Genomic DNA, 21,909 nt, shown 5'->3' with positions numbered 1-21,909 from the left:
TTTATTTCAACAACTGTTTTTTAACGACAGTTTCAATTACTAATTCTCACAGCTAACGCCCGCTTGCAGACAAACGGGCGCGTGTATCTTAGTAGTACGGCGGTTAACTTGCAAGCTGGCGCTGTCGGACAGCTTCAAACAAGCAGATACCGGTAGCTACTGACACATTGAGGCTAGAAACCTCCCCTGCCATCGGTAACTTGGCAAGGTTATCGCACGCTTCGCGCGTTAACCGCCGCATACCCTTGCCTTCTGCTCCCATCACCAGGGCAGTAGGCCCCGTCATGTCAATATCAAATACGCTGGCCTCAGCCTCACCTGCCGTGCCGGTTATCCAGACACCGGCATCTTTTAGCTTGGCAAGCGTACGCGCCAAATTCGTCACTTGATAAACCGGCACCACCTCGGCGGCACCACAGGCAACTTTGCGCACGGTGGCATTGAGCGGTGCGGCCTTATCCTTCGCCACGATCACCCCGTGCGCACCGGCGGCATCCGCGCTGCGCAGGCAGGCACCGAAGTTATGCACATCCGTCACGCCATCCAAAATCAGCAACAGTGGCGGTGTATTCGAGGGCCAAGCACGCAGCTTAAGCCAGAGCGACTCTTCGCCCTCGGGAGTTAGCGGCGGACAAAACGCGACTACCCCTTGGTGGGCAGCCCCCTGGGTTAGCTGATCAAGCAAATCGCGGGGTTGCTCTTTCACACGAGCGCCATGCGACTGAGCGTGGGCGACCAACTCTTTCAAGCGGCTCCCCGCCCCCTGCTGCACCCACAACTCACGGGGTGCCTCACCTCTATCTAGCAGGCTTTGCAGTGCATGAACGCCATAAACCTGATCTAGCCCATCAGGGGTCTTGGGACCCCGCCGTGAAGACGCTGACTTCATGCTCAGCCCTTATTCGGTGATGGTTTGCGTGGGCCGTTCCGTGTGCGGCGTGGACCGCGACGCGTAGTGGGTTTCTCGCTACCGGATGGTTTATCACCAGAGGCTTTGGCACTACCTGTTTTCGCACCACCTGTTTTCGCACCAGCGCCCCCTTCCCCACCGCGGCTCTTACGCGGCTGGCGGCGTGGGCGGGGTTTTTCATCCCCCAGGCCGAAGTCAATCTTACGATCGTCCATATCGACCCGCGCCACTTGAACGGTAAGGCCATCGCCCAAGCGGTAAGTGGTGCCGGTACGCTCACCTTTCAGGCGGTGCTTCTCAGCTTCGTAGTGATAGTAATCCGAAGGCAGCGACGTCACATGCACCAAGCCTTCTACGTAGAACTCATCCAGACGAACAAAGAGGCCGAACTGAGTGACCGAAGCGATAGTACCTTCGAACATTTCGCCCAGCTTGTCGGACATGAACTCGCACTTCAGCCAGCTCTCGACATCACGGGTGGCTTCGTCGGCGCGACGCTCCGTCATCGAGCAGTGTTCACCCAGCTCGAGCATCTGCTCGAAGGTATATGGGCACCACTTGCTCGGCGGCTCAACCGGAGATCCCTCAACGCGCAGCACCGTATTGGTCTGGCGCGGACCGCGAATCACCGAACGAATAGCGCGGTGAACCAGCAGATCAGGATAGCGGCGGATCGGCGAGGTAAAGTGGGCGTAGGCCTGGTAGGCCAAGCCGAAGTGACCTTCGTTTTGCGGCGAATAGACCGCCTGATTCATTGAGCGCAGCATGACCGTCTGAATGATATCGAAGTCAGGGCGGTCGGCAATCGTTTCACGAAGTGCCTGGTAATCCTGCGGAGTGGGCATATCGCCGCCGCCGACTGCAAGGCCTAACTCGTTCAAGAACAGGCGGAGTTTATCAAGCCGCTCAGGTGTCGGCCGTTCGTGAATACGGTAAAGCGCCGGCAGGTCATGCTTATCCAGGAAGCGCGCGGTCGCCACATTGGCTGCCAACATGCACTCTTCAATTAACTTGTGCGCGTTGTTACGGCTACGCGGAACGATTTTCTCGATTTTACGCTCATCATTAAAGATGATCGCCGTTTCAGTGGTATCAAAATCAATCGCACCACGCTCAGCGCGCGCTTCGCGCAACAAGTAGTAAAGCTCTTCCAGATTCTTCAGCGGCTTTACTAGCTCGCTGTGCTCTGTCCGTAGCGCCTCGCCCTCTTCGCTCTTCTCATCAAGAATTGCCGCCACCTTGTTATAGGTAAGGCGAGCGTGAGAGTTCATGACGGCTTCGTAGAAGCGGTAGCGGCTAATCGCACCGGTTTGCGAAATATTCATCTCGCACACCAGCACCAGACGATCCACGTGGGGATTCAGCGAACAGAGCCCGTTGGACAATAGTTCCGGCAGCATGGGAACCACTTGACCAGGGAAGTAGACCGAGTTACCCCGCGTGCGGCCTTCATTATCCAACGGCGTGCCGGGACGCACATAGTGGGAAACGTCCGCGATCGCGACGAGCAGTTTCCAACTGCCGGATTTGGTTTTCCACGCGCACACCGCATCATCGAAGTCTTTGGCAGACTCATCGTCGATGGTAACCAGCGGTATATCACGCAGGTCAACGCGGTGCTGCTTGTCTTCTTCCAGCACTTCAGCTGAAATGCCAGAAATTTGGTCGAGCACTTCAGGCGGAAACTCTGCAGGAATATCGTAACTGCGAATCGCAATATCAATTTCCATGCCGGGATCCATACGCTCACCCAACACTTCAATCACCTCGCCTACCGGCTGTACACGGGTGGCTGGCTGCTGAACGATCTTGGCCGAGATCACCTGGCCATCTTTAGCGCCACCACAGGCGCTATGCGGAATAATCACTTCCTGAGTAATGCGCGGATTTTCCGGTATTAGAATGCCAAACTCAGGGGTATTGCTACGGTAAACACCAACGATGGTTTGGGTGTTACGTGCAATCACTTCGGCAATCGTCGCCTCATCACGGCCACGGCGATCACGACCGCTAACGCGTGCCAACACATGGTCGCCGTGAAAAACACGCCGCATTTGGCGCGGCGGCAATACCAAGTCCGGCTTTTTGCCATCATCCCGCAAGAGGAAGCCAAACCCATCGCGGTGCCCCAGCACTTTGCCTTTGATCAGATCGAGCTTGTCGATTAACGCATAGGCGCCCCGACGATCACGCAGCACTTGCCCATCGCGCTCCATCGCCGCCAAACGGCGACGGACAGCTTCGATCAGCTCTTCGTCTTCCAGACCCAGCAGGCGGCTCATATTTTCATGGGTAATCGGCTTGCCATACGTTTCTAAGGCAGCAAGCAAATACTCCCGGCTCGGCGCTGGGTTACCATATTTATGCGCCTCGCGCTCGGCGTGCGGATCATCACTTAACGTCCAATACTTCATACGAGCAACATCCTTGATGGCGTCATTTGCGAGAGGCATAAAAAAAGCGCATACGCAGTGCGTTGCGGGCGGGATATTTCAGTGTTTGAAAAGCTGAAATGAATAGGATTTTGTTTAGTCATAGGCGCAGTATAGCGCTGCACGTTCAATCACCCAACCGTCTTAGACGTTGTTTATACAATTAGCTTTATAAAAAGCGCATAAGGGGTCTTGCATTTAACCATCACCCCGGTATTATACGCGCCACTTGCCCAGATGGCGGAATTGGTAGACGCGCTAGCTTCAGGTGCTAGTGTCCGTATGGACGTGGAGGTTCAAGTCCTCTTCTGGGCACCAAACTGCTTTTATACTATCTTTTTGTATACGCAGTTCAGTGCTAAGCAAGTACAGGCAATAAGCCAGTCAACGTAAGTAGCAACAAGTTTGTGTTCGCCCAGGTGGCGGAATTGGTAGACGCGCTAGCTTCAGGTGCTAGTGTCTGTATGGACGTGGAGGTTCAAGTCCTCTCCTGGGCACCATATGAGCACAAACGATAGTAGATAATTTAAGCGTTAGATGATGCGCCCAGGTGGCGGAATTGGTAGACGCGCTAGCTTCAGGTGCTAGTGTCCGTATGGACGTGGAGGTTCAAGTCCTCTCCTGGGCACCATGAGTTACATGGGCCAGTCCGCATCATTATTAGTTTTTCTCTTTTAATCCTCTCCGTTTTACTCGCTTTTCTTAAAGCACCGCACCTTTCTCAAGTACCGTACCTTTCTAAAAGCACCTCCTCTTTACTGAAAACGCCCTGGGCGTCGTGCCACTTCTTCAAGTGCCCATCCTTGTATACGCAACTCTCCCTCCAGCACTGACTCTACTTCGGTCGTTAACTCTGGGAAGAAGTTAAGCCCCGTCCGCGCTTCTACGTCATCAATCGTTACCAAGTAATCATCCAGCGGCTCATTTCCGCGGACATCCTGCGGCATAATAAACGCCAGCGCTAACGGTGCTTCGTTGTGTGGCGCGACAATAATTTTATAAAATGCCGAGGGCACTTCGACCAGCCCTACCCGATTAAACACGTTATCCATAAAGCGTTCGGGGTATATGGGTCCTGTGATCACCTGCAAACGATCAAAGCGTGGCGCAAAGTGATCCATCACCGCCGCTTCTAAACGCTGCCACAGCTGACGATTCAACTGAGGTCGTTGCGGCGTCATATTGCTCATCAAGAAAGTATCGACTTGAGCGCTGCGTCCGTGCACGGCAGCAATCGCATAATTGGGCGCCAGATGGCCTCGGTCGTAACCACTGCCTGCGTAGCTATCCGTGCCTACCGGCCACAGTGTGCGCCAATCGGCTTGAAAATTTGGCCGGGAACCAATGCTTGAATCGTCTACCGCTTCTACCTGATAGCTTACCCAGAGCGGATTAACCCGCACATCAGACCAGCCAACTAAATAGCCATCGTTACGTAGTACTCGGTGAATCGTAGTGGGACGAAACTCCTCCCAGGTAGGCACTCCCATCCACGTATAAGCATCTTTATGCTGGCGCTCTTGGAATTCCCACAGCCCCGTACCAACGGCAACAAACAGTACGGCAATACCCAAGCGTCGACCCTGCCGACGCCAGCTCGAAAGCGATGTTCCCAACACTCTTACTCCCTGGTTAGCGCTGACGTGCGCCTATCGTTTTATTTCGCTTAAAGCTACTACCACCGTGGCGATAAAAGCGGTCCCAATTACCAGCCTAGTGAAAACATCGTTTCAAGATCGTGGCGAGAGTGCACCTGCATAGCATTCAGGGTTTCTGTATCGCTGATACCTTCTACGGCATTTAAGCGCTCCGTTACCAGCTCAGCCAAGCTTTCAAAATCGCGAGTACGGGCAATCGCCACCAAGTCGTAGCGGCCACAGGTAGAATAAACTTCACTAATGCCTTCTACATCAGCTAAGCGTTCGGCCACGGCTTTCACTTGGCCTTTATCGGTATTGATTAAAATGACTGCGTTTTGCATAGCGTGCCCCTCAAGAGAAAATAATGGCAACAAAATGTCGTCTTTAAGCTGCGCAGAGTATAGCAGCGACTAGGAAGCGAGCGCAGCACCCAGCAACAGCGTGACCAATTGTCGCTGTACATCTCAAGGCATTCGCACAAGCTTTGCACATCCGCTAGCATGTAAAAGAGAACTCCGACTTATAAGTTTATTCGGAGCACTAATAGAGGTGGATCACCACCCGACAACCGTGACCAAACGTCAGACCGTGACGATAAGGAGAAATCATGGCTAATAAGAGCCGTCGTGACTTCATGCGCAACAGCATGTTAGGGCTAGCTGCCCTTCCGCTGGGTGCAGGTATTCTTTCCAAGACTGCTTTCGCTCAAGAGCTGCCGCGTCTTGATCCTTCCTCAAGCAACGCTCAAGCGCTTAACTACGTCGAAGACGCCAGTGAAGCAAGCGATCACCCTGCTTATGAAGAGGGCGAGCGCTGCGATAACTGCATGTTCTTCAATGCAGAGACACAAGGTTGCCAGTTGTTTCCTGAGAACAGTGTTGAGCCTGCGGGCTGGTGTCAGTCTTGGACTGCACAAGCCTAAACAGCTGCCGTTTAACGCGGATACTGCTGTACTAATGACTACCCCGCGCTTTGCGCGGGGTAGTCGTTTTTTAAAGGCTACTTTAAAAAGCTGGCTTACGCATTAAGAAGCATGGTTGTCATCTTCAACCGGCCAGTGAAAACGTCGCGTCACTTGCCCCTCCTCCATTGAGACCAGATGTACGGGGAAACCCCATAGCTGCTGTAAATGGCGAATGACCGGATAAACGCTGCGCCCCAGCGGGCGGCGATTATCCTGCACGTGATGAAGCGTCAAAGAGCGGTCCCCACGAATCGCTGCCTCGACCACTTGAATATTGGGCTCGCGAACAGAGAGCGCATACTGCGTCGCGAGCGCTTCACGAACCTGACGATAGCCCTGTTCGTTATGTATCGCCGCTACTTCAAGGGCCTCTAACTGATCATCATCCACCACTAAAAACAGCTTATGGTCGCGCATCACCTTCGGCGACAGAAACTGCTGAATAAAAGACTCGTCCTTAAAGTTGCGCATCGCAAACTCCACCGTTTCCCGCCACGGTGTGCCCGCCACATCTGGAAACCACTCACGATCCTCGTCGGTAGGGTTTTCGCAGATGCGCTTGATATCCATAAAAATCGCGAAACCAAGCGCATAAGGGTTAATCCCACTAAAGTGAGGGCTATCAAAGGCTGGCTGATTAATTACAGCGGCGTGAGACTGCAAAAACTCCAGCATCAGCCCTTCATCGACATTGCCGTCGTCGTAGAGTCGATTCATTAACGTGTAGTGCCAGAAGCACGCCCAGCCCTCATTCATCACCTGCGTTTGCCGCTGGGGATAAAAATACTGCGCCAGCTTGCGCACAATTCGCACAATCTCACGCTGCCAAGGCGCCAGCAACGGGGCGTTTTTCTCAATAAAGTAGAGCAGATTTTCCTGCGGCTCTGAAGGGTAAAGCCCGCCGCTATGTAAGCCTAACGGGTCATCGCCATTGGCATTGTGCAAACTACCCGGCAGCGAAGACTCCCCAGTGGGTGGTTCGGGAATGGTTCGCCAGAGCATATTAACCTGGGTTTGTAGATAGGCTTCCCGCTCATCCTGGCGCTTCGCTTCCTCTTCTGCAGAAATCGGTGAGGGGCGTTTGTAGCGGTCAACACCGTAGTTTTGCAGCGCATGGCAAGCATCCAGCAGCTGCTCGACAGCCTGCACGCCGTGGCGCTCTTCGCACTGGGCGATATACTTACGTGCAAACACCAAGTAATCGACAATAGAAGAGGCATCCGTCCAAGTACGGAACAGGTAGTTACCTTTAAAAAAGGAGTTATGACCGTAGCAGGCGTGGGCCATCACCAACACCTGCATCATCAGCGTGTTCTCTTCCATTAAGTAGGCAATACAAGGGTCAGAGTTAATGACCAGCTCATAAGCCAGGCCCATCTGGCCACGCTTGTAAGCCCCTTCAACGGCTAGAAACTGCTTTCCGAATGACCAGTGGTGGTAGCCCACCGGCATGCCCACGCTGGCGTAGGCATCCATCATTTGCTCCGTGGTGATCACTTCTATCTGATTGGGATAAGTATCCAGACGATACTCATCAGCGAGCCTTGCCAGCTCCGCATCGAAGCGCTCCAGCAGGTTGAAGTTCCAATCGGAGCCGGTGGCAATCGGCTTGCGCTTGCGGGTCGCACTCATAGCCCACTCCTCTATTACACGGTCATACGGTCACTAGCCTCTATACACGGTCACTAAGACTGACTTAAGCGACGCTTGAACAGTTCGCGAAAGACCGGATAAATATCGCCCGCCTCTATAATTTGCCGCATGGCAAAGCGTTCGGGAAATTCTTTGACCACACTTGCATACTCATGCCACAGCGATTGATGGTCGTGAGGCGTAATCTCAACGTAAGCGTAGTATTGCAACTGTGGCATTAGCTGTTTGATCAGCAAGTCGCGGCAAATATTCGAGTCGTCATCCCAATTATCGCCATCGGAGGCTTGGGCCACATATAAATTCCACTGCCCCACTGGATAACGCTTTTCAATGATCTTATTGACCAGATTCAGCGCACTAGAAACAATCGTACCGCCGGTTTCGCGTGAGTAAAAAAACTCCTCCTCGCTAACTTCCCGAGCAGCGGTGTGGTGACGCACAAACACCAGTTCGACTTTTTCGTAGTGTTTCTCCAAAAACAGGTACAACAGTAAGAAAAAGCGCTTAGCGATATCTTTATGGTTCTGGGTCATCGACCCCGAAACGTCCATGACACAAAACATGACCGCTTGATTAGAAGGCTGCGGCTGGGCGCTTAACTGGTGGTAGCGCAGGTCATAGGTATCAATGAACGGCACGCCAGCAATACGTTTTTCCAGGCGTTCGATTTCAGTTTTCAGCTCGGCAATACGGGCCGGATTACGCAATACCGGGTCTTTACGCTCTTCGGCTTCCAGGGCCTCATGAGCTTCCTTAAGCGCCCGTTTAATCGGCGCGCGCATGGCAATGCGCCGAGCGTAGGCTTCGCGCATCGAACGGGTAATGCTGATCCGGGAAGGCACGCCATCTTTAGACAATCCCGCCCGCACCATTTTGACCTCTTCCAGCGACTTCAATGGTTTGCGCTGCAAGTGGGGTAACTCAAGCCCGTCAAACACAAATTCCAGAAACTCCTCGCGGCTGAGGGTGAAGGCGAACTCATCCACCCCTTCCCCCTGATTAGAGGCGCCGCCTTCTCCCGCACCACTGCCACCGCCCTGCCCGCTAGGCCGTCGTATTTTGTCGCCCGCTACAAACTCCTTGTTGCCTGGCGAGACGATATTGCGTGCCCCGCCCGGACCATGCTGAAACACTGGCTCAGAGATATCCTTCGCCGGAATAGATATTTTTTCACCGCGCTCCATATCAGTAATGGAGCGGCGATTAACGGCCTCTTCAACCGAACGCTTGATATGCTTGCGATAGCGCTCTAAAAAGCGCTGACGGTTCACCGCGCTTTTATGTTTAGCGTTAGGCCTTCGATCAATAAAGTAGGTCATACGACCTCCTTAGACGCTTTTCTTAAGCACTGTTTTAACAACAGCCCTTAACTATCTGTCCCTTACTGGGACTTACGCACGCGCAGGTACCACTCGGACAGTAATCGAACCTGTTTTTCGGTGTAGCCGCGCTCAACCATCCGCGCCACAAAGTCTTCATGCTTCTTCTGGTCTGACCGGGAGGCCTTGGCATTGAACGAAATCACCGGCAGTAGCTCTTCGGTGTTGGCGAACATTTTGTGTTCGATAACGCCTTTTAGCTTTTCATACGACTGCCAGCTCGGATTCATGCCGTTATTTTGCGCCCGTGCCCGCAGCACAAAATTGACCACCTCATGGCGGAAGTCTTTCGGGTTGGAGATTCCTGCCGGTTTCTCGATTTTCTCCAGCTCTTCGTTCAGCGATTGGCGATTCAACAGCTCGCCGGTTTCATGATCACGGTATTCCTGATCCTGTATCCAGAAATCAGCGTAGGTTACGTAGCGGTCGAAAATGTTTTGACCATATTCGCTGTAGGATTCGAGGTAAGCGGTTTGAATCTCCTTACCAATAAAGTCCACGTAGCGGGGCGCCATATACTCTTTGATGAAACCCAAGTAGCGTTCAAAGACTTCTGAGGGCAGCTGTTCACGCTCCAGTGCCTGCTCCAGCACATAAAGTAGATGCACCGGGTTGGCAGCCACTTCGGTGCTATCAAAGTTGAATACCTTAGAAAGAATCTTGAAGGCGAAACGAGTGGAGAGCCCTTGCATGCCTTCGTCAACGCCAGCCGCGTCGCGATACTCCTGAATCGACTTGGCACGCGGATCGGTGTCTTTCAGGTTTTCACCGTCGTACACGCGCATCTTGGAATAGATATTGGAGTTTTCAGGTGCCTTGAGCCGTGACAACACCGAAAACTGCGCCAGCATGCGCAGCGTATCCGGCGCGCAGGGCGCGGCATTTAGTGAAGAATCCTCTAGTAGTTTTTGATAGATTTTGATCTCTTCGGTGACTCGCAGGCAATAAGGCACTTTGACGATATAGACCCGGTCAAGAAATGCCTCGTTGTTACGATTGTTGCGGAACGCCTGCCATTCAGACTCGTTAGAGTGCGCCAGGATCACCCCATCAAAGGGTATTGCTCCCATGCCTTCGGTGGGATTGTAGTTGCCCTCCTGCGTTGCGGTGAGCAGTGGATGCAGCACCTTGATCGGCGCTTTGAACATCTCCACAAACTCCATCAACCCCTGGTTGGCACGGCATAAGCCACCAGAGAAGCTGTAGGCATCTGGGTCGTCCTGGGAGTAAAGCTCCAACTGGCGGATATCGACCTTACCCACCAGCGAGGAGATATCCTGGTTATTCTCATCGCCCGGCTCGGTTTTCGAAATGGCAATTTGATTCAACCGTGAGGGGTACAAACGCACCACCCTAAACTGGGAAATATCACCGCCATACTCTTTGAGCCGCTTCGCCGCCCAGGGCGACATCACGCTGCGCAGATAACGCTGAGGAATACCGTACTCTTTCTCTAACAGCTCGCCATCCTCCTCGGGAGAGAATAAACCAAGTGGCGACTCGTAAACTGGCGAGCCCTTAATGGCATAGAACGGGATGCGTTCCATCAGTAACTTCAAGCGCTCTGCCAGTGATGACTTACCGCCACCCACTGGCCCCAGCAGGTAGAGGATCTGCTTGCGCTCTTCAAGCCCTTGGGCAGCATGGCGGAAATAGGCAACGATTTGCTCGATAGCCTCCTCCATACCGTGGAACTCTGCAAAGGCAGGGTAGCGGCGAATCACTTTGTTGGAAAAAATGCGTGACAGACGCGGGTCTTTCGCCGTGTCGATCACTTCAGGCTCGCCTATGGCTTCCAGCATGCGCTCGGCGGCGCTGGCATAAACCTTCGAGTCACGGCGACAAAGCGCCAAGTACTCCTCAAGGCTCATGTCTTCTTGCTGAACGCGGGCAAATCGGTCTTGAACGTGATCAAAGATACTCATGGAACTCTCCTGTGGCCTAACCCCAGGCAGTCACCGCCAAGCCAAGTGTTTCGCAACGGTGTGCCAAACGAGGTGTCGCTTTTTTTAGCGTAGTCAGCATTAGCAAAAAGTGATGACTAAAACCTTCAACGCAGCGGCGATACAGTTAAGAGAATTATTCAGGGGATTAGTTGCGTTAAATAAAGCAACGGGCGACGAAAGGGAGTGCACTAGAGCAGTTACGCCGCTGCCAGGGCAACGGCGTAACTAGATGGCAGGTACTAAACAGCGGCAAAAGAGGTGCTGTTTTCGCGCTTAACGCTCAAGCACGGCACGAATATCCGCTAATAACTCATCAAGTAATTCAACGGTGGTGTTCCAGGCACATACAAATCGGGCACCGCCAGCGCCAATAAAGGTATAGAAGGTCCAGCCTTTGGCTTTCAACGCTTCAATTGCCGGGAGTGGCAATTCAACGAAAACGCTGTTGGCCTGGGTAGGGAACATAAGAGAGACACCCGGCAACGCCTGCAGGCCTTCTGAGAGGTAGCTCGCCATGGCATTGGCGTGTTGGGCATTGGTTAACCAGGCGCCGCTTTCTAACAACCCTAACCACGGCGCTGAGATAAAGCGCATTTTCGATGCCAGCTGGCCTGCCTGCTTGCAGCGGTAGGAGAAATCTTCGGCTAACTCACGGTTAAAAAACAGGATCGCTTCGCCAAACGCTAGACCGTTCTTGGTACCTGAAAAACACAGCGCATCCACGCCCACCTGCCAGGTCAGTTCGGCAGGGGTGGCATTTAGACTTGCACAGGCGTTGGCAAAGCGGGCACCGTCCATATGCAACCGCAGGTCATGTTTATCAGCAATGGCGCGAATCGCCATCAGCTCTTCGCGGGAATAAAGCGTGCCCACTTCGGTCGCTTGGGTCAGCGAGACCACTTTGGGTTTGGGGTAGTGAATATCGCTGCGCTTGGTGACCAGCGCCTCGATACCTTCCGGGGTAAGCTTGCCATTGGCGCCGGGTGAGGTCAGCAGTTTTGCGCCGTTGGAGAAGAACTCCGGGCCACCACACTCGTCGGTTTCGATATGCGCCAGCTCATGACAAATAACGCTGTGGTAGCTACGTCCCATCGCTGAAAGGGCCAGTGAGTTAGCAGCGGTGCCGTTGAAAACGAAGAAGACGTCACAGTCATAGTCAAACATTTCGCGGAAGCGATCTGCGGCACGGGCCGTCCAGGTATCGTTACCGTAAGCCAAATCATCGCTGCGGTTGGCTTCTAATAGATATTCCATCGCCTCCGGGCAAATACCGGAGGTGTTATCACTGGCTAAAAAACGCGGGCTACACTCCGAGGTCATGACAGTTGTCCTTATATCTGGCGATCTTACGGCACAGGCTGGGTGCCACCAGTGCCTTTAATGCCTAGCTATGCTTAATAGCCAGGCCAAGAAATCCCTTAATAACAGGACATTCAGTCTATCGCCATTAATGGGTAAACGTCACCCGCTCTACTAGCTTGTCTAGAACTATATCAAATACATCGGTGTCGAGAGCATGCTTCCGAGACGGCGCTGTAAACCCATCCATGGGCGCTACTTTCGCCATCTGACCGCCATGGATGGCGGAAATGCCGTCATTGTCAGGAACATTTTCCGGCCATGGCGAAAGACCCTCTCTTCAACCTGCCCTCACACCTAGTGAAAGTTTTGACCCGATTACAGGATAGCGGCCAGACGTGTGCCCTGCTCAATCGCCCGTTTGGCATCCAGTTCGCTGGCTTCATCGGCACCGCCAATAATGTGCACCGCTACTTTTGCCTGCTCCAGCGGCGCCAGTAACTCCCGCACCGACTCTTGCCCGGCGCACACCACCACGCTGTCTACCGCCAACACTTGGTCAACGCCCTCGAGGCGAATATGCAGCCCTTGGTCGTCGATTTTCAGGTACTCGCAGCCCGTTAGCGTGGTGACCCCACGGGCTTTAAGCGAGGCGCGGTGCACCCAGCCCGTGGTTTTACCCAGGTTTTTACCCGGTTTGGAGCTTTTACGCTGCAGCATCACGATCTCGCGGGGAACGTCTGGCGGTGTCGGTGTTTTTAAACCGCCGCGTTCGCCCACTGCTAAATCAACGCCCCATTCGTCGCACCAGTCAGCAATATCCAACGCGGGGTGTCCTTGGTGTGCCAGCAGCTCAGAGACATCAAACCCAATTCCCCCCGCGCCGATCACGGCTACTTTACGCCCGACCCTCTCGGGCGACTCAATCGCCTCGGCGTAGCTCAGTACCTTTGAATGGTCGTGGCCCGGCAGGCTTAGTTCGCGGGGTCGAACGCCGGTGGATAGCACCACTTCATCAAAATCGGCAAGCGTTTCTGCGGTTGCCGTGGTGTTCAAGCGCACCTCTACCGAATACTTCTCTAGCATTACGCGGTAGTAGCGCAAGGTTTCGTTGAACTCCTCCTTACCGGGGATTCTCCGCGCGTAGTTAAACTGCCCGCCGAGTTCACTGCGCTGTTCAAACAGCACCACGTTATGCCCCCGGCTAGCGGCCGTCACAGCCGTTGCCAGCCCCGCCGGACCGCCGCCAACCACCGCGACTCTTTTACTCGTTTGCGCAGGCTCTATTACCAGCTCAGTTTCATGACAGGCGCGAGGATTAACCAAACAGGAGGTCAGCTTGCCGGCAAAGGTGTGATCCAGGCAGGCTTGGTTACAGGCGATGCAGGTATTGATCTCGTCTGCTAAACCTTCCTGGGCTTTACGCACCCAGGCGGGATCAGCCAGAAAAGGCCGCGCCATGGAAACCATGTCGGCGTGGCCCTCTGCCAGCACCCGCTCGGCGACCTCGGGCATGTTGATGCGGTTAGTGGTGATCAATGGAATCGAGAGCGCCGACTTGATGCGCTTAGTCACCTCGGTAAAGGCCGCTCGTGGCACGCTGGTCACAATCGTGGGCACCCGCGCTTCGTGCCAACCGATGCCGGTATTAATGACATTAGCACCAGCAGCTTCAATCGCTTGCCCAAGGGTAACCACCTCTTCCCAGGTACTGCCCTCTTCGACCAGATCAATCATCGAGAGGCGGAAAATAATCACGAAACGTTCACCTACCGCCTCGCGTACACGACGCACAATCTCCACGGCAAAGCGCATGCGGTTTTCAAACGCCCCACCCCACTCGTCCTCGCGCTGATTGGTGCGTCGGCAAATAAACTGATTAATCAGATAGCCTTCAGACCCCATCACCTCCACGCCGTCATAGCCTGCCTGCTGGGCCAGACTCGCGCAGCGCACGTAGTCGGCAATTTGCTGCTCCACCTCGTCGCTACTTAGCGCCCGTGGCATAAACGGATTGATCGGGGCCTGTATCGCCGAAGGTGCTACGAGATCCGGTGAGTAGGCGTAGCGTCCGGCGTGCAGAATCTGCATACACAGGTGGCCGCCTTCAGCGTGCACCGCATCAACCACTTGGCGGTGCTCCGGCAGTTGCGCTTCGTCAACAAGCGCATTGGCCCCCTGAAAAACCGCGCCTTCTGCATTGGGGGCGATACCGCCAGTGACAATCAGGCTAACCCCCTCCCGCGCCCGCTCGGCATAGAAAGCGGCTAGCCGTTCAAAGCCATTCGGCGCCTCTTCCAAATTGGTGTGCATCGAGCCCATTAAGACGCGGTTAGGCAGCGTCAAATGACCAATCGTTAGCGGTCGGAAAAGATGCGGATAGGCGGGCGTCTGGGTCATCACGGGTCTCCTGAATCTTATTAGTAGCGTTGCAAGGCAAATTCAAACAAGCGTATGACATCCTGAGCATCACGTATAGCCCTTAGATCTAGTCCTTCAATCTAGCCCCTCGATCTTTTGCCAACCGCTTGCCCAGCGCGCGAATCCGCGTCACATTACCCGGCTAACGATAAGGAACAGTTGCTATGCCCTTGATTTACTTTTTGCCGCCGCTCGCCACTGTATTGATATGGTCGGGCAATATGACCATTAATCAGCTTAGCGTAGGCGCCATTGCGCCCAGTAGTATCGCCTTTTTACGCTGGTTATTAGCACTCGCGGTGATGACACCTTTTGTGCTGCCTGCGGTGTTGCGTCACCGTGACGAGATTCGTCGCCAATGGCCGAAGCTTGCGCTACTCGGGTTACTCGGCATGGGCCTATGGCAGGGGCTTGCCTATGTGGCGGCAGAAACCACCACCGCCACCAATATGGGCATTCTTGCCGCCATGGTGCCGTTGCTAACGGTGCTACTTAGCGCGCTTATTCTCCGCGAACCACCGACCTTAGGCGGTGTTTTGGGCGGGGTGCTGGCGTTTGTGGGCGTCACCGTATTGCTAGGGCGTGGCAATCCGCTTTCGCTACTGCAACTCCAGGTCGCCCTGGGCGATGCGCTGATGGTGGTCGCAGCAACCTGCTACGCGCTATATGGCGTGATGCTCAAGCGCTGGTCAATGAACTTACCGCCTTGGGTGATGCTCTATGCTCAAGTTTGCTTTGCCGTCCTGTTCTTGTTGCCGCCCTATTTAATGGGGCCAATGACGCCGATTGATGGGCAGAATATCGGGCTGATTCTCTATGCAGGCATTCCCGCCTCAGTCATCACCACGTTTCTATGGATGCGGGCGGTGCGTCAAATCGGTGCCAATCAATCGAGTATTTTTATCAACCTGATGCCGCTATTTAGCGCAGTCATTGCCATGATCTTTTTAGGCGAGCGAGTGGCTGGTTTCCACTTTGCAGGTGGGCTACTCATCCTTGCCGGGGTGATCATGGCGCAAACACTAACACGGCCGTTAACCCGCGAGTTAACACCAGATAAGCCGAGCAACGCCCAATAATGCTAGAATGGGCGTTTACTTCTGACGTTGGGAAGCCCTGATATGTCCCTGGAAGAACTGCATCTTAATCTGCGCAACCTAATGAGCGATGACTACGATCAGCTCAAGGCATTGATGGACGCTGTCTATCACGATATCGGTGGAGCTTGGCCGAAGCGCACGATCGACAAATTAATTCAGGAATTCCCTGATGGTCAAATCGCCATTGAGGACGATGGACTGTTAGTGGGCGTGGCGCTCACCGTGCAGGTGGATTACGACGAATTTTCCAACCCGCATAAGTACGATGACCTGATCGGCCACCGCGAGATCATCCTCAATGATGAGGATGGCGACGCCATGTACGGCTTGGATGTGCTGATTCACCCGGACTACCGTGGTTATCGCTTGGGCCGCCGCCTTTACGAAGCGCGTAAAGAGTTGTGCCGCTCGATGAACCTGCGCGCAATACTGGCCGGTGGGCGTATTCCCGAGTATCACCAGCACGCTGATGAACTCACGCCCGCTCAGTACATTGATAAAGTCTCGCGCAAAGAGATTTACGATCCGATTCTCTCTTTCCAGCAGGCTAATGACTTCCAGGTCAAGCGCCTGCTGCGTAAGTACCTGCCGGAAGATGAGCAGTCGCGGGGTTACGCCACTCTGCTAGAGTGGAACAATATTTTGTTTGAGCCTGCTGCCAGCGTGCTCGACAACAAGCCTACCCAAGTACGTGTAGGTGCTGTGCAGTGGCAAATGCGTGAGTTCTCCTCGGTGGAAGCCGCGCTTCAGCAGATTGAGTACTTTGTTGATGCGCTGTCTGACTACCAGAGCGATTTTGCGGTATTCCCAGAACTGTTTTATGCGCCCTTGATGGGCCTTCAAGACCGCGCCGCCCAGCAGGATCAAATGGGCGCCATTCGCTTTTTGGCGGGTTTCACCGAGCGCTTTAAAGCGGAACTCTCGCGCATGGCGGTCTCCTACAACATCAACATTGTGGGTGGTTCGATGATTGAGGTCGGTGAGGATGACCGCCTCTACAACATCGCGTACCTATTCCACCGCGACGGCAGCGTTGAGCGCCAGGCCAAGTTGCACATAACACCTCAAGAGCGCCGCGATTGGGTCATTGAGGGTGGTGATGAGCTGCAGGTGTTCGATACCGACGCTGGGCGCGTGGGCATCCTGATCTGCTACGACGTGGAATTCCCAGAGCTTGGTCGCCTGCTGGCCGACCAGGACATGGACATCCTGTTCGTACCCTTCTGGACCGATACCAAAAACGGCTATCTGCGCGTGCGCCACTGCGCCCAGGCGCGGGCAATTGAAAACGAGTGCTACGTAGTGCTGTGCGGCAGCGTCGGCAACTTGCCCTCGATTGAAAACCTGGATATCCAGTACGCGCAATCCGCGGTGTTCTCACCTTCTGATTTCGCCTTTCCCCACGATGCGGTACTTGCTGAAACCACGCCGAATACCGAGATGATCTTCTTCTCAGACTTGGACTTGACCCGTTTGACGGTAGTGCGTGCCGAAGGCTCGGTGACCAACCTGAAAGACCGCCGCAAGGATCTATTTGATCTACGCTGGCGCGACTGGTCGTGGAAATCGGGTGCTAACCTGGAAGAGTGAAGTAAACCGTGAGAAAACTCACCAACGCCATCCATAAATACAAAACGCCGCCCAATTTGGGCGGCGTTTTGTGTTCGCGCCAGATTTCGCTAATGTCATTGCGAGCCAAGCGAAGCAATCTAGAGTTAATTGTCTCCGCGGCATAGATTGCTTCGTCGCGAGCTCCTCACAATGAAAGTTAGGGCTTCGCGCAGCTCAATCAGGCCAAACAAGATGCGCGGGTACGCGGCCTTTGGCATCAAACAGAATACCTTCATCGCGCAACTTTCGGTGCTGACGCTCGGCGCCACCATGGTCGGCAAGCTTTAAGGATGCTGCAATCACGCGATGCCAAGGCAATTGATGGCCATCCGGCAGGTGGCGCATCGCCGAACCCACCATGCGCGGAGTAGCGCCTTCGGTCATCGCCGCAATGCGGCCGTAGGTAGTCACACGGCCCGGCGGAATTTGATCGACAATCGTGTAAATCTGTTCGAGTAATTCGGGCCGGGGCATGTGGAATTCCTTCTAACGCAAGAGGAGGCTTAAAGCCCCTCAACCAATTGGTCAATCGCCTGAAAAGCTTCTTTGAGCGCAGCGTCGCGATGCTGCTCACCCATGTTCAAACCTTCAGCATAGACCACCTGGGTATCTTTAATCCCCATCAAGCCGAGCATGGCTTTGAGGTGCGGCGTTTGGCTATCCATTTCGGTCCCTGCGTACTGGCCGCCACGGGCTGCCAGAATAATCGCCCGCTTGCCTTCTACCAAACCTTGAGGGCCGTTTTCGGTATAACGGAATGTTTCTCCAGCCCGCAGCACACGGTCAAACCATGCTTTCAACTGCGAAGGAATACCCAGGTTATACATCGGCACCGCAATCACCAGCACATCATTAGCACGCAACTCTGCCAGCAGCGTTTCCGAATGAGCAGCCAACTCGTGTTGCTCGGCGCTGCGTTCTGCAGCCGCCACTTGCCAGGCGCCCAGCTCGTTGATATCCAGATGTGGCAGCGTGTTTTTCACCACATCACGCTGGGTGACATCGATACCGTCGCGAGCGTTAGCTTGCTCGATAAAGCGATGAGCCAGCGCATTGGATTGGCCGTTTTCCGCCAGGATAGAAGAGGTGATTACCAGGGCACGCGTCGTCATTGTAAGCTCCAAGGATCATTAGGTTGATGAATTGGAAGCTATTCTACGGCGCTTTCCGATAAGCAAAAGCGCAACGTTTTCCGACTTGTATTCGATTAAATCGAATTATGCGAGTGTGCTCTGTTTTATTCACATACTTTTCACACATTCACCGATCAAGCCAGCGGGCAGTCGCAGCCAACATGGCTCTTCATCCCATCGAGTTGCAAAGCCACTGCCAGACCAACCCTGCTTCATCGCTAACGTGGCGGCGGCTTGGCCGTACCAGCCAAAAGCGCTCGTCGCTAGGCACACTAATAGTAAAGGGCGCCACTAAATCGCCACGTTGCTCCATTAAACGCCGGTGAGTAAGCGCAATGCCGCCACCTTGGCTGGCAAGTGCCAACGTCATGACCTGGTTATCGCAGGTGAGCGACCAACACTGCGCCTCTACATGGGCAGCACCCGCTTCCTGCAACCAGCCCGGCCACCCCACTCCAAACCCCACGGCGTGCAGCAGCGTGTGCCCGGCCAGATCACTCGGCGCAGCGAGCGTCTCTGCCAAGGCCTGGGAGCACACCGGCAGCAAATGCTCTTCCCCTAGCGGCTGCATTTCAACGCCGGTCCACTCCCCTTTGCCATAGCGAATCTCGATATCAGCCCCTTCAGGGCCAAAGTCATCAGGCCAGATAGCGCTGACCAAACGAATCGCCACCTGCGGGTGGGCGCGGTGGAAGGCAATCAGACGCGGCGCCAGCCACGACTGCTGAATGGCAGGCGTGGCACGCAGTGTGACCGGTTGCTCGGTTGTGCTACCAAAAACCTCCAAGGTTCCTTCGCTGATTCGGACAAAGGCGTCATGAATACTCGGCAGCCACGCTTGCCCCGCTGGGGTTAACGTTAAACTGCGGGCATGGCGCACAAACAACTTCTGCCCGACACGGTCTTCCAGCAATCGAACGCGCTGACTGATCGCCGCCTGGGTTACTCCAAGCTCATTGCCTGCGGCAGTGAAGCTCAAGGTACGCGCTGCGGATTCAAAGGCTTGCAGCCATAACAATGGCGGTAACTGACTCATGAAAAAGAGACCTATAAATAAAATGATGTCTTAGGGGCCAGATTAATCGTTTGTCACTGGCGCTGCTACTCCTCATCCTGGTTAACACTTAAGCACACCCCTAACGCACAGCCATCTGGCTCTGCCGCAAAGGGAGCGATTCGGAGTCATCATGAATAGCGCAGTACAAACGACAACGATACCAACAACGAATAACGCTCAAGCCCCAGACATGGGCGAATTAACCCCCTACCAAACCGGCCCCGCACTCACTCAGGCAATGCTCACCCAACAAGGTGTTGCACTTGAGTGGCAAGATGGCGAGCAAACCACCCTGCCCCTGCTCTGGCTACGCGATCACTGTGCCTGCCACGCTTGCCGTCATCCGCAGACCCGTGAACGGCTTTACCTGCCGCTTGAAGCGATTTCCGAGCCGCCAACCGTGGCGCTACTGGATGGCCACCTGCATTTGAACTGGCAGGACGGTCACGTTAGTGCATTTCACAGTGGCTGGCTTTATCAGCGTCGCCCAGAGGCGAGCCTTACCTCAGCCGTCCCCAATGCCAAACCGTGGGTCGATAACTTCGCGCCTGAGCGCATAAATCATAGCGACTTCCTCACGCCCCAAGGCGAAAAAGCCTGGTTAACCGCTATGCTGCGCGATGGCCTGGCACTGATCACCGACGGCCCTTTGGTAGAAGAAGAAGTCAGCCGGCTGGCTGAGCGTATTGGCCCACTGCGCGCCACCAATTTTGGTGCCCGCTTTGATGTGCGCTCTAAGCCCAACCCCAATAACGCGGCGTATACCGCGGTAGGATTGCCGCTGCATGTCGATTTGCCCAACTGGCAACAACCGCCCGATATTCAGTTGCTCTACTGCCTGCAAAACGAAGCCAGCGGTGGTGAATCGCTATTTGCCGACGGCGCCCGCGTAGTAGAAGCCCTGCGCCAACAAAACCCAGCAGCGCTCGCCATACTCAGCGAAACGCCCATCGACTTTCGCTTTCAGGATGAGAGCCACGATATTTCCATGCGAGCGCCGGTGGTCACGCTGGACAGCGCAGGTAACCTGGTCGAGATGCGCTTGAACAACTGGATTCGCGACGCACTTCATTTACCGGTAGAGCAAATGGATGCTTGGTATAGCGCCTATGCCCTATTGTGGAAGTTATTTCACAGCGAAGCGCACCAGCTGGAGTTCACCCTCCGCCCTGGGCAGATGATTGCGTTTGATAACCGCCGCGTACTGCACGGACGCCGCGAATTCGACCCCAATAGTGGCGCTCGTCATTTACAAGGCACCTATCTAGACCGCGATATGCTGGCCTCACGCCTTCGCGTGCTAGCCCGCAACGTTTAGCGGCTTTCGAGTTTAAGCACCTATCTAGCAACAGCGTTTATCTGACAAGAACACTTATCTGACAAGACCCCCTAGCAAGGAGATCGTATGACACATTTTAAACCTCTCGCCTCGGGCATTGCCCTTGCCACCACTGCACTATTGGCCACGACCGTACAAGCCGATGATCAAACCCTCGATTTCGGCGTACCCTCTTGGCCCGGCATTACGGTTAAAACCGCTATTGCTGAGCAGCTATTGAATCCGCTCGGCTACGAGACCAGCGTCCAGGAAATCGGCCTGCAGGTGATTTATCAGGGTATTGAAAGCGGCGATATAGACGTCTTCCTGGGGGCTTGGCTGCCTGCCCAACGCGAGATGTTCAATCCCCGCAAAGAATCGGGCGTGCTCATTGATGTGGCGAACAATGTTGATGGCGCACAAATGACTCTGGCGGTTCCCGAATACCTCTTTGATGACGGCCTGCAAAGCTTTGCCGACCTTGATGACTACCGCGACCAGCTGGATGGCGAGATTCATGGTTTTGGTGCCGGTTCAGCGGCCAGCGAAATTCTTAACAACGCCATTGATAACGACACCTGGGGACTCGGCGACTGGCAATTAGTCGATACCAGCGAAGTCGCCATGCTTTCCGCCGCACGCAATGCGATCTCCCGGGAAGAGCCGATTGTCTGGGTGGGCTGGACGCCTCACTGGATGAACCTTGAACTGCCGATGCGCTACCTGGAAGATCCCGAAGATCTTTTCGGCGAGAACAACGGCGAAAGCGACGTATTGACCCTTCTGCGCAGTGACTATGCCGAGGCCAATCCCAACGTCGTGGCGTTCTTTGAGCAATTCACCTTCTCCGCCGAAGAGCAGAGCTGGATGATTCAGGCATTTGGCCAGGAAGAGCGCGATCTTACTGAGGTCGCCGAGCAGTGGATCAATGATCACCCCGAGCGCATTGAAGCCATGCTGGCTGACGTGACCACCACCGACGGTGAGCCCGCCTGGCCGGTGATTGAAGCAGAACTCAACAACTAATCGTTCGCCTAATAAGCGCC

At 54.5% G+C, this 21,909-nt stretch carries 17 protein-coding genes and 3 tRNA genes; 8 read left to right on the top strand and 12 right to left on the bottom strand.

Annotated features, from left to right (window positions below):
• Positions 1-103: 103 nt before the first annotated feature.
• Complete coding sequence (gene rlmB, locus CXF87_RS19155; protein ID WP_101147805.1) at positions 104-889, bottom strand: 23S rRNA (guanosine(2251)-2'-O)-methyltransferase RlmB; 786 nt, start codon at positions 887-889, stop codon at positions 104-106.
• 2 nt (positions 890-891) lie between these two features.
• Complete coding sequence (gene rnr, locus CXF87_RS19150) at positions 892-3,324, bottom strand: ribonuclease R (RefSeq protein WP_101147804.1); 2,433 nt, start codon at positions 3,322-3,324, stop codon at positions 892-894.
• 249 nt (positions 3,325-3,573) lie between these two features.
• On the opposite strand from rnr, the gene CXF87_RS19145 reads away from it, so the two are divergent.
• The 3 genes from CXF87_RS19145 (at position 3,574) to CXF87_RS19135 (ending at position 3,973) form a co-directional block, all read left to right on the top strand.
• Positions 3,574-3,660 (top strand) — tRNA-Leu (locus CXF87_RS19145).
• Positions 3,661-3,755: 95 nt separating this feature from the next.
• A tRNA-Leu gene (locus CXF87_RS19140) sits at positions 3,756-3,842 on the top strand.
• A 44-nt stretch (positions 3,843-3,886) separates the two neighbouring features.
• Positions 3,887-3,973, top strand: a tRNA-Leu gene (locus CXF87_RS19135).
• A gap of 124 nt (positions 3,974-4,097) precedes the next feature.
• Here the strand turns inward: CXF87_RS19135 and CXF87_RS19130 are convergent.
• Both CXF87_RS19130 and CXF87_RS19125 read right to left on the bottom strand, forming a co-directional pair.
• Positions 4,098-4,958: a DNA/RNA non-specific endonuclease gene (locus tag CXF87_RS19130; RefSeq protein ID WP_101147909.1), complete on the bottom strand. Its 861-nt coding sequence runs from the start codon at positions 4,956-4,958 to the stop codon at positions 4,098-4,100.
• An 89-nt stretch (positions 4,959-5,047) separates the two neighbouring features.
• Positions 5,048-5,323, bottom strand: coding sequence for an Lrp/AsnC family transcriptional regulator (locus CXF87_RS19125; protein ID WP_008958975.1), 276 nt, complete (start codon positions 5,321-5,323; stop codon positions 5,048-5,050).
• A gap of 266 nt (positions 5,324-5,589) precedes the next feature.
• Between CXF87_RS19125 and CXF87_RS19120 the strand changes: the two genes are divergently transcribed.
• The gene (locus CXF87_RS19120; RefSeq protein WP_008958974.1) at positions 5,590-5,904 is read left to right on the top strand and encodes a high-potential iron-sulfur protein; all 315 of its coding nucleotides are present in this window, start codon (positions 5,590-5,592) and stop codon (positions 5,902-5,904) included.
• A gap of 102 nt (positions 5,905-6,006) precedes the next feature.
• On the opposite strand, the gene CXF87_RS19115 is transcribed toward CXF87_RS19120, so the two are convergent.
• From CXF87_RS19115 to CXF87_RS19095, 5 genes are all read right to left on the bottom strand, one after another.
• A complete protein-coding gene (locus CXF87_RS19115) occupies positions 6,007-7,578 on the bottom strand; it encodes a SpoVR family protein (RefSeq protein WP_101147803.1) in 1,572 nt (523 codons plus the stop codon).
• A 53-nt stretch (positions 7,579-7,631) separates the two neighbouring features.
• A complete protein-coding gene (locus tag CXF87_RS19110; RefSeq protein WP_101147802.1) occupies positions 7,632-8,918 on the bottom strand; it encodes a YeaH/YhbH family protein in 1,287 nt (428 codons plus the stop codon).
• Between the two features lie 62 nt (positions 8,919-8,980).
• A complete protein-coding gene (locus CXF87_RS19105) occupies positions 8,981-10,903 on the bottom strand; it encodes a PrkA family serine protein kinase (protein WP_035565019.1) in 1,923 nt (640 codons plus the stop codon).
• A gap of 294 nt (positions 10,904-11,197) precedes the next feature.
• Positions 11,198-12,244: a threonine aldolase family protein gene (locus CXF87_RS19100; RefSeq protein ID WP_008958970.1), complete on the bottom strand. Its 1,047-nt coding sequence runs from the start codon at positions 12,242-12,244 to the stop codon at positions 11,198-11,200.
• A gap of 357 nt (positions 12,245-12,601) precedes the next feature.
• Entirely contained in the window at positions 12,602-14,623 is a 2,022-nt protein-coding gene (locus tag CXF87_RS19095; protein WP_101147801.1) for an NADPH-dependent 2,4-dienoyl-CoA reductase, read from the bottom strand.
• A 185-nt stretch (positions 14,624-14,808) separates the two neighbouring features.
• Between CXF87_RS19095 and CXF87_RS19090 the strand changes: the two genes are divergently transcribed.
• Together CXF87_RS19090 and CXF87_RS19085 are read left to right on the top strand one after the other, a co-directional pair.
• A complete protein-coding gene (locus CXF87_RS19090; RefSeq protein ID WP_101147800.1) occupies positions 14,809-15,723 on the top strand; it encodes a DMT family transporter in 915 nt (304 codons plus the stop codon).
• Between the two features lie 42 nt (positions 15,724-15,765).
• Positions 15,766-17,334, top strand: a complete 1,569-nt coding sequence (locus CXF87_RS19085; RefSeq protein WP_035565024.1) for a bifunctional GNAT family N-acetyltransferase/carbon-nitrogen hydrolase family protein — start codon at positions 15,766-15,768, stop codon at positions 17,332-17,334.
• 195 nt (positions 17,335-17,529) lie between these two features.
• Here the strand turns inward: CXF87_RS19085 and CXF87_RS19080 are convergent, their stop codons facing one another.
• The 3 genes from CXF87_RS19080 to CXF87_RS19070 all read right to left on the bottom strand — a co-directional run bounded on the left by CXF87_RS19080 (position 17,530) and on the right by CXF87_RS19070 (position 19,524).
• The gene (locus CXF87_RS19080) at positions 17,530-17,829 is read right to left on the bottom strand and encodes an MGMT family protein (protein WP_008958966.1); all 300 of its coding nucleotides are present in this window, start codon (positions 17,827-17,829) and stop codon (positions 17,530-17,532) included.
• A 29-nt stretch (positions 17,830-17,858) separates the two neighbouring features.
• Positions 17,859-18,467: an FMN-dependent NADH-azoreductase gene (locus tag CXF87_RS19075; protein WP_008958965.1), complete on the bottom strand. Its 609-nt coding sequence runs from the start codon at positions 18,465-18,467 to the stop codon at positions 17,859-17,861.
• A gap of 190 nt (positions 18,468-18,657) precedes the next feature.
• Positions 18,658-19,524 (bottom strand): LysR substrate-binding domain-containing protein, encoded by an 867-nt coding sequence (locus tag CXF87_RS19070; RefSeq protein ID WP_101147799.1) that lies wholly within the window; start codon positions 19,522-19,524, stop codon positions 18,658-18,660.
• 151 nt (positions 19,525-19,675) lie between these two features.
• On the opposite strand from CXF87_RS19070, the gene CXF87_RS19065 reads away from it, so the two are divergent.
• The gene (locus CXF87_RS19065; protein ID WP_101147798.1) at positions 19,676-20,863 is read left to right on the top strand and encodes a TauD/TfdA family dioxygenase; all 1,188 of its coding nucleotides are present in this window, start codon (positions 19,676-19,678) and stop codon (positions 20,861-20,863) included.
• A gap of 87 nt (positions 20,864-20,950) precedes the next feature.
• On the top strand, positions 20,951-21,889 hold the full coding sequence (locus CXF87_RS19060) for an ABC transporter substrate-binding protein (protein ID WP_101147797.1): 939 nt from the start codon (positions 20,951-20,953) through the stop codon (positions 21,887-21,889).
• Positions 21,890-21,909: the final 20 nt, after the last annotated feature.

The organism is Halomonas sp. MES3-P3E (genome assembly GCF_002836035.1).
GTDB lineage: Bacteria > Pseudomonadota > Gammaproteobacteria > Pseudomonadales > Halomonadaceae > Vreelandella > Vreelandella arctica.
The sequence above is the reverse complement of the archived record's forward strand: the minus strand, read 5'-3'. Positions and strand labels throughout refer to the sequence as shown.

Coding starts and splice junctions, on each gene's coding strand:
- CXF87_RS19100 (WP_008958970.1), bottom strand. CDS start 12,244: ATGACCTCGGAGTGTAGCCCGCGTTTTTTAGCCAGTGATAACACCTCC.
- CXF87_RS19115 (WP_101147803.1), bottom strand. CDS start 7,578: ATGAGTGCGACCCGCAAGCGCAAGCCGATTGCCACCGGCTCCGATTGG.
- CXF87_RS19080 (WP_008958966.1), bottom strand. CDS start 17,829: ATGCCCCGGCCCGAATTACTCGAACAGATTTACACGATTGTCGATCAA.
- CXF87_RS19065 (WP_101147798.1), top strand. CDS start 19,676: ATGAATAGCGCAGTACAAACGACAACGATACCAACAACGAATAACGCT.
- rnr (WP_101147804.1), bottom strand. CDS start 3,324: ATGAAGTATTGGACGTTAAGTGATGATCCGCACGCCGAGCGCGAGGCG.
- CXF87_RS19070 (WP_101147799.1), bottom strand. CDS start 19,524: ATGAGTCAGTTACCGCCATTGTTATGGCTGCAAGCCTTTGAATCCGCA.
- CXF87_RS19110 (WP_101147802.1), bottom strand. CDS start 8,918: ATGACCTACTTTATTGATCGAAGGCCTAACGCTAAACATAAAAGCGCG.
- CXF87_RS19085 (WP_035565024.1), top strand. CDS start 15,766: ATGTCCCTGGAAGAACTGCATCTTAATCTGCGCAACCTAATGAGCGAT.
- CXF87_RS19060 (WP_101147797.1), top strand. CDS start 20,951: ATGACACATTTTAAACCTCTCGCCTCGGGCATTGCCCTTGCCACCACT.
- CXF87_RS19090 (WP_101147800.1), top strand. CDS start 14,809: ATGCCCTTGATTTACTTTTTGCCGCCGCTCGCCACTGTATTGATATGG.
- rlmB (WP_101147805.1), bottom strand. CDS start 889: ATGAAGTCAGCGTCTTCACGGCGGGGTCCCAAGACCCCTGATGGGCTA.
- CXF87_RS19075 (WP_008958965.1), bottom strand. CDS start 18,467: ATGACGACGCGTGCCCTGGTAATCACCTCTTCTATCCTGGCGGAAAAC.
- CXF87_RS19120 (WP_008958974.1), top strand. CDS start 5,590: ATGGCTAATAAGAGCCGTCGTGACTTCATGCGCAACAGCATGTTAGGG.
- CXF87_RS19125 (WP_008958975.1), bottom strand. CDS start 5,323: ATGCAAAACGCAGTCATTTTAATCAATACCGATAAAGGCCAAGTGAAA.
- CXF87_RS19095 (WP_101147801.1), bottom strand. CDS start 14,623: ATGACCCAGACGCCCGCCTATCCGCATCTTTTCCGACCGCTAACGATT.
- CXF87_RS19105 (WP_035565019.1), bottom strand. CDS start 10,903: ATGAGTATCTTTGATCACGTTCAAGACCGATTTGCCCGCGTTCAGCAA.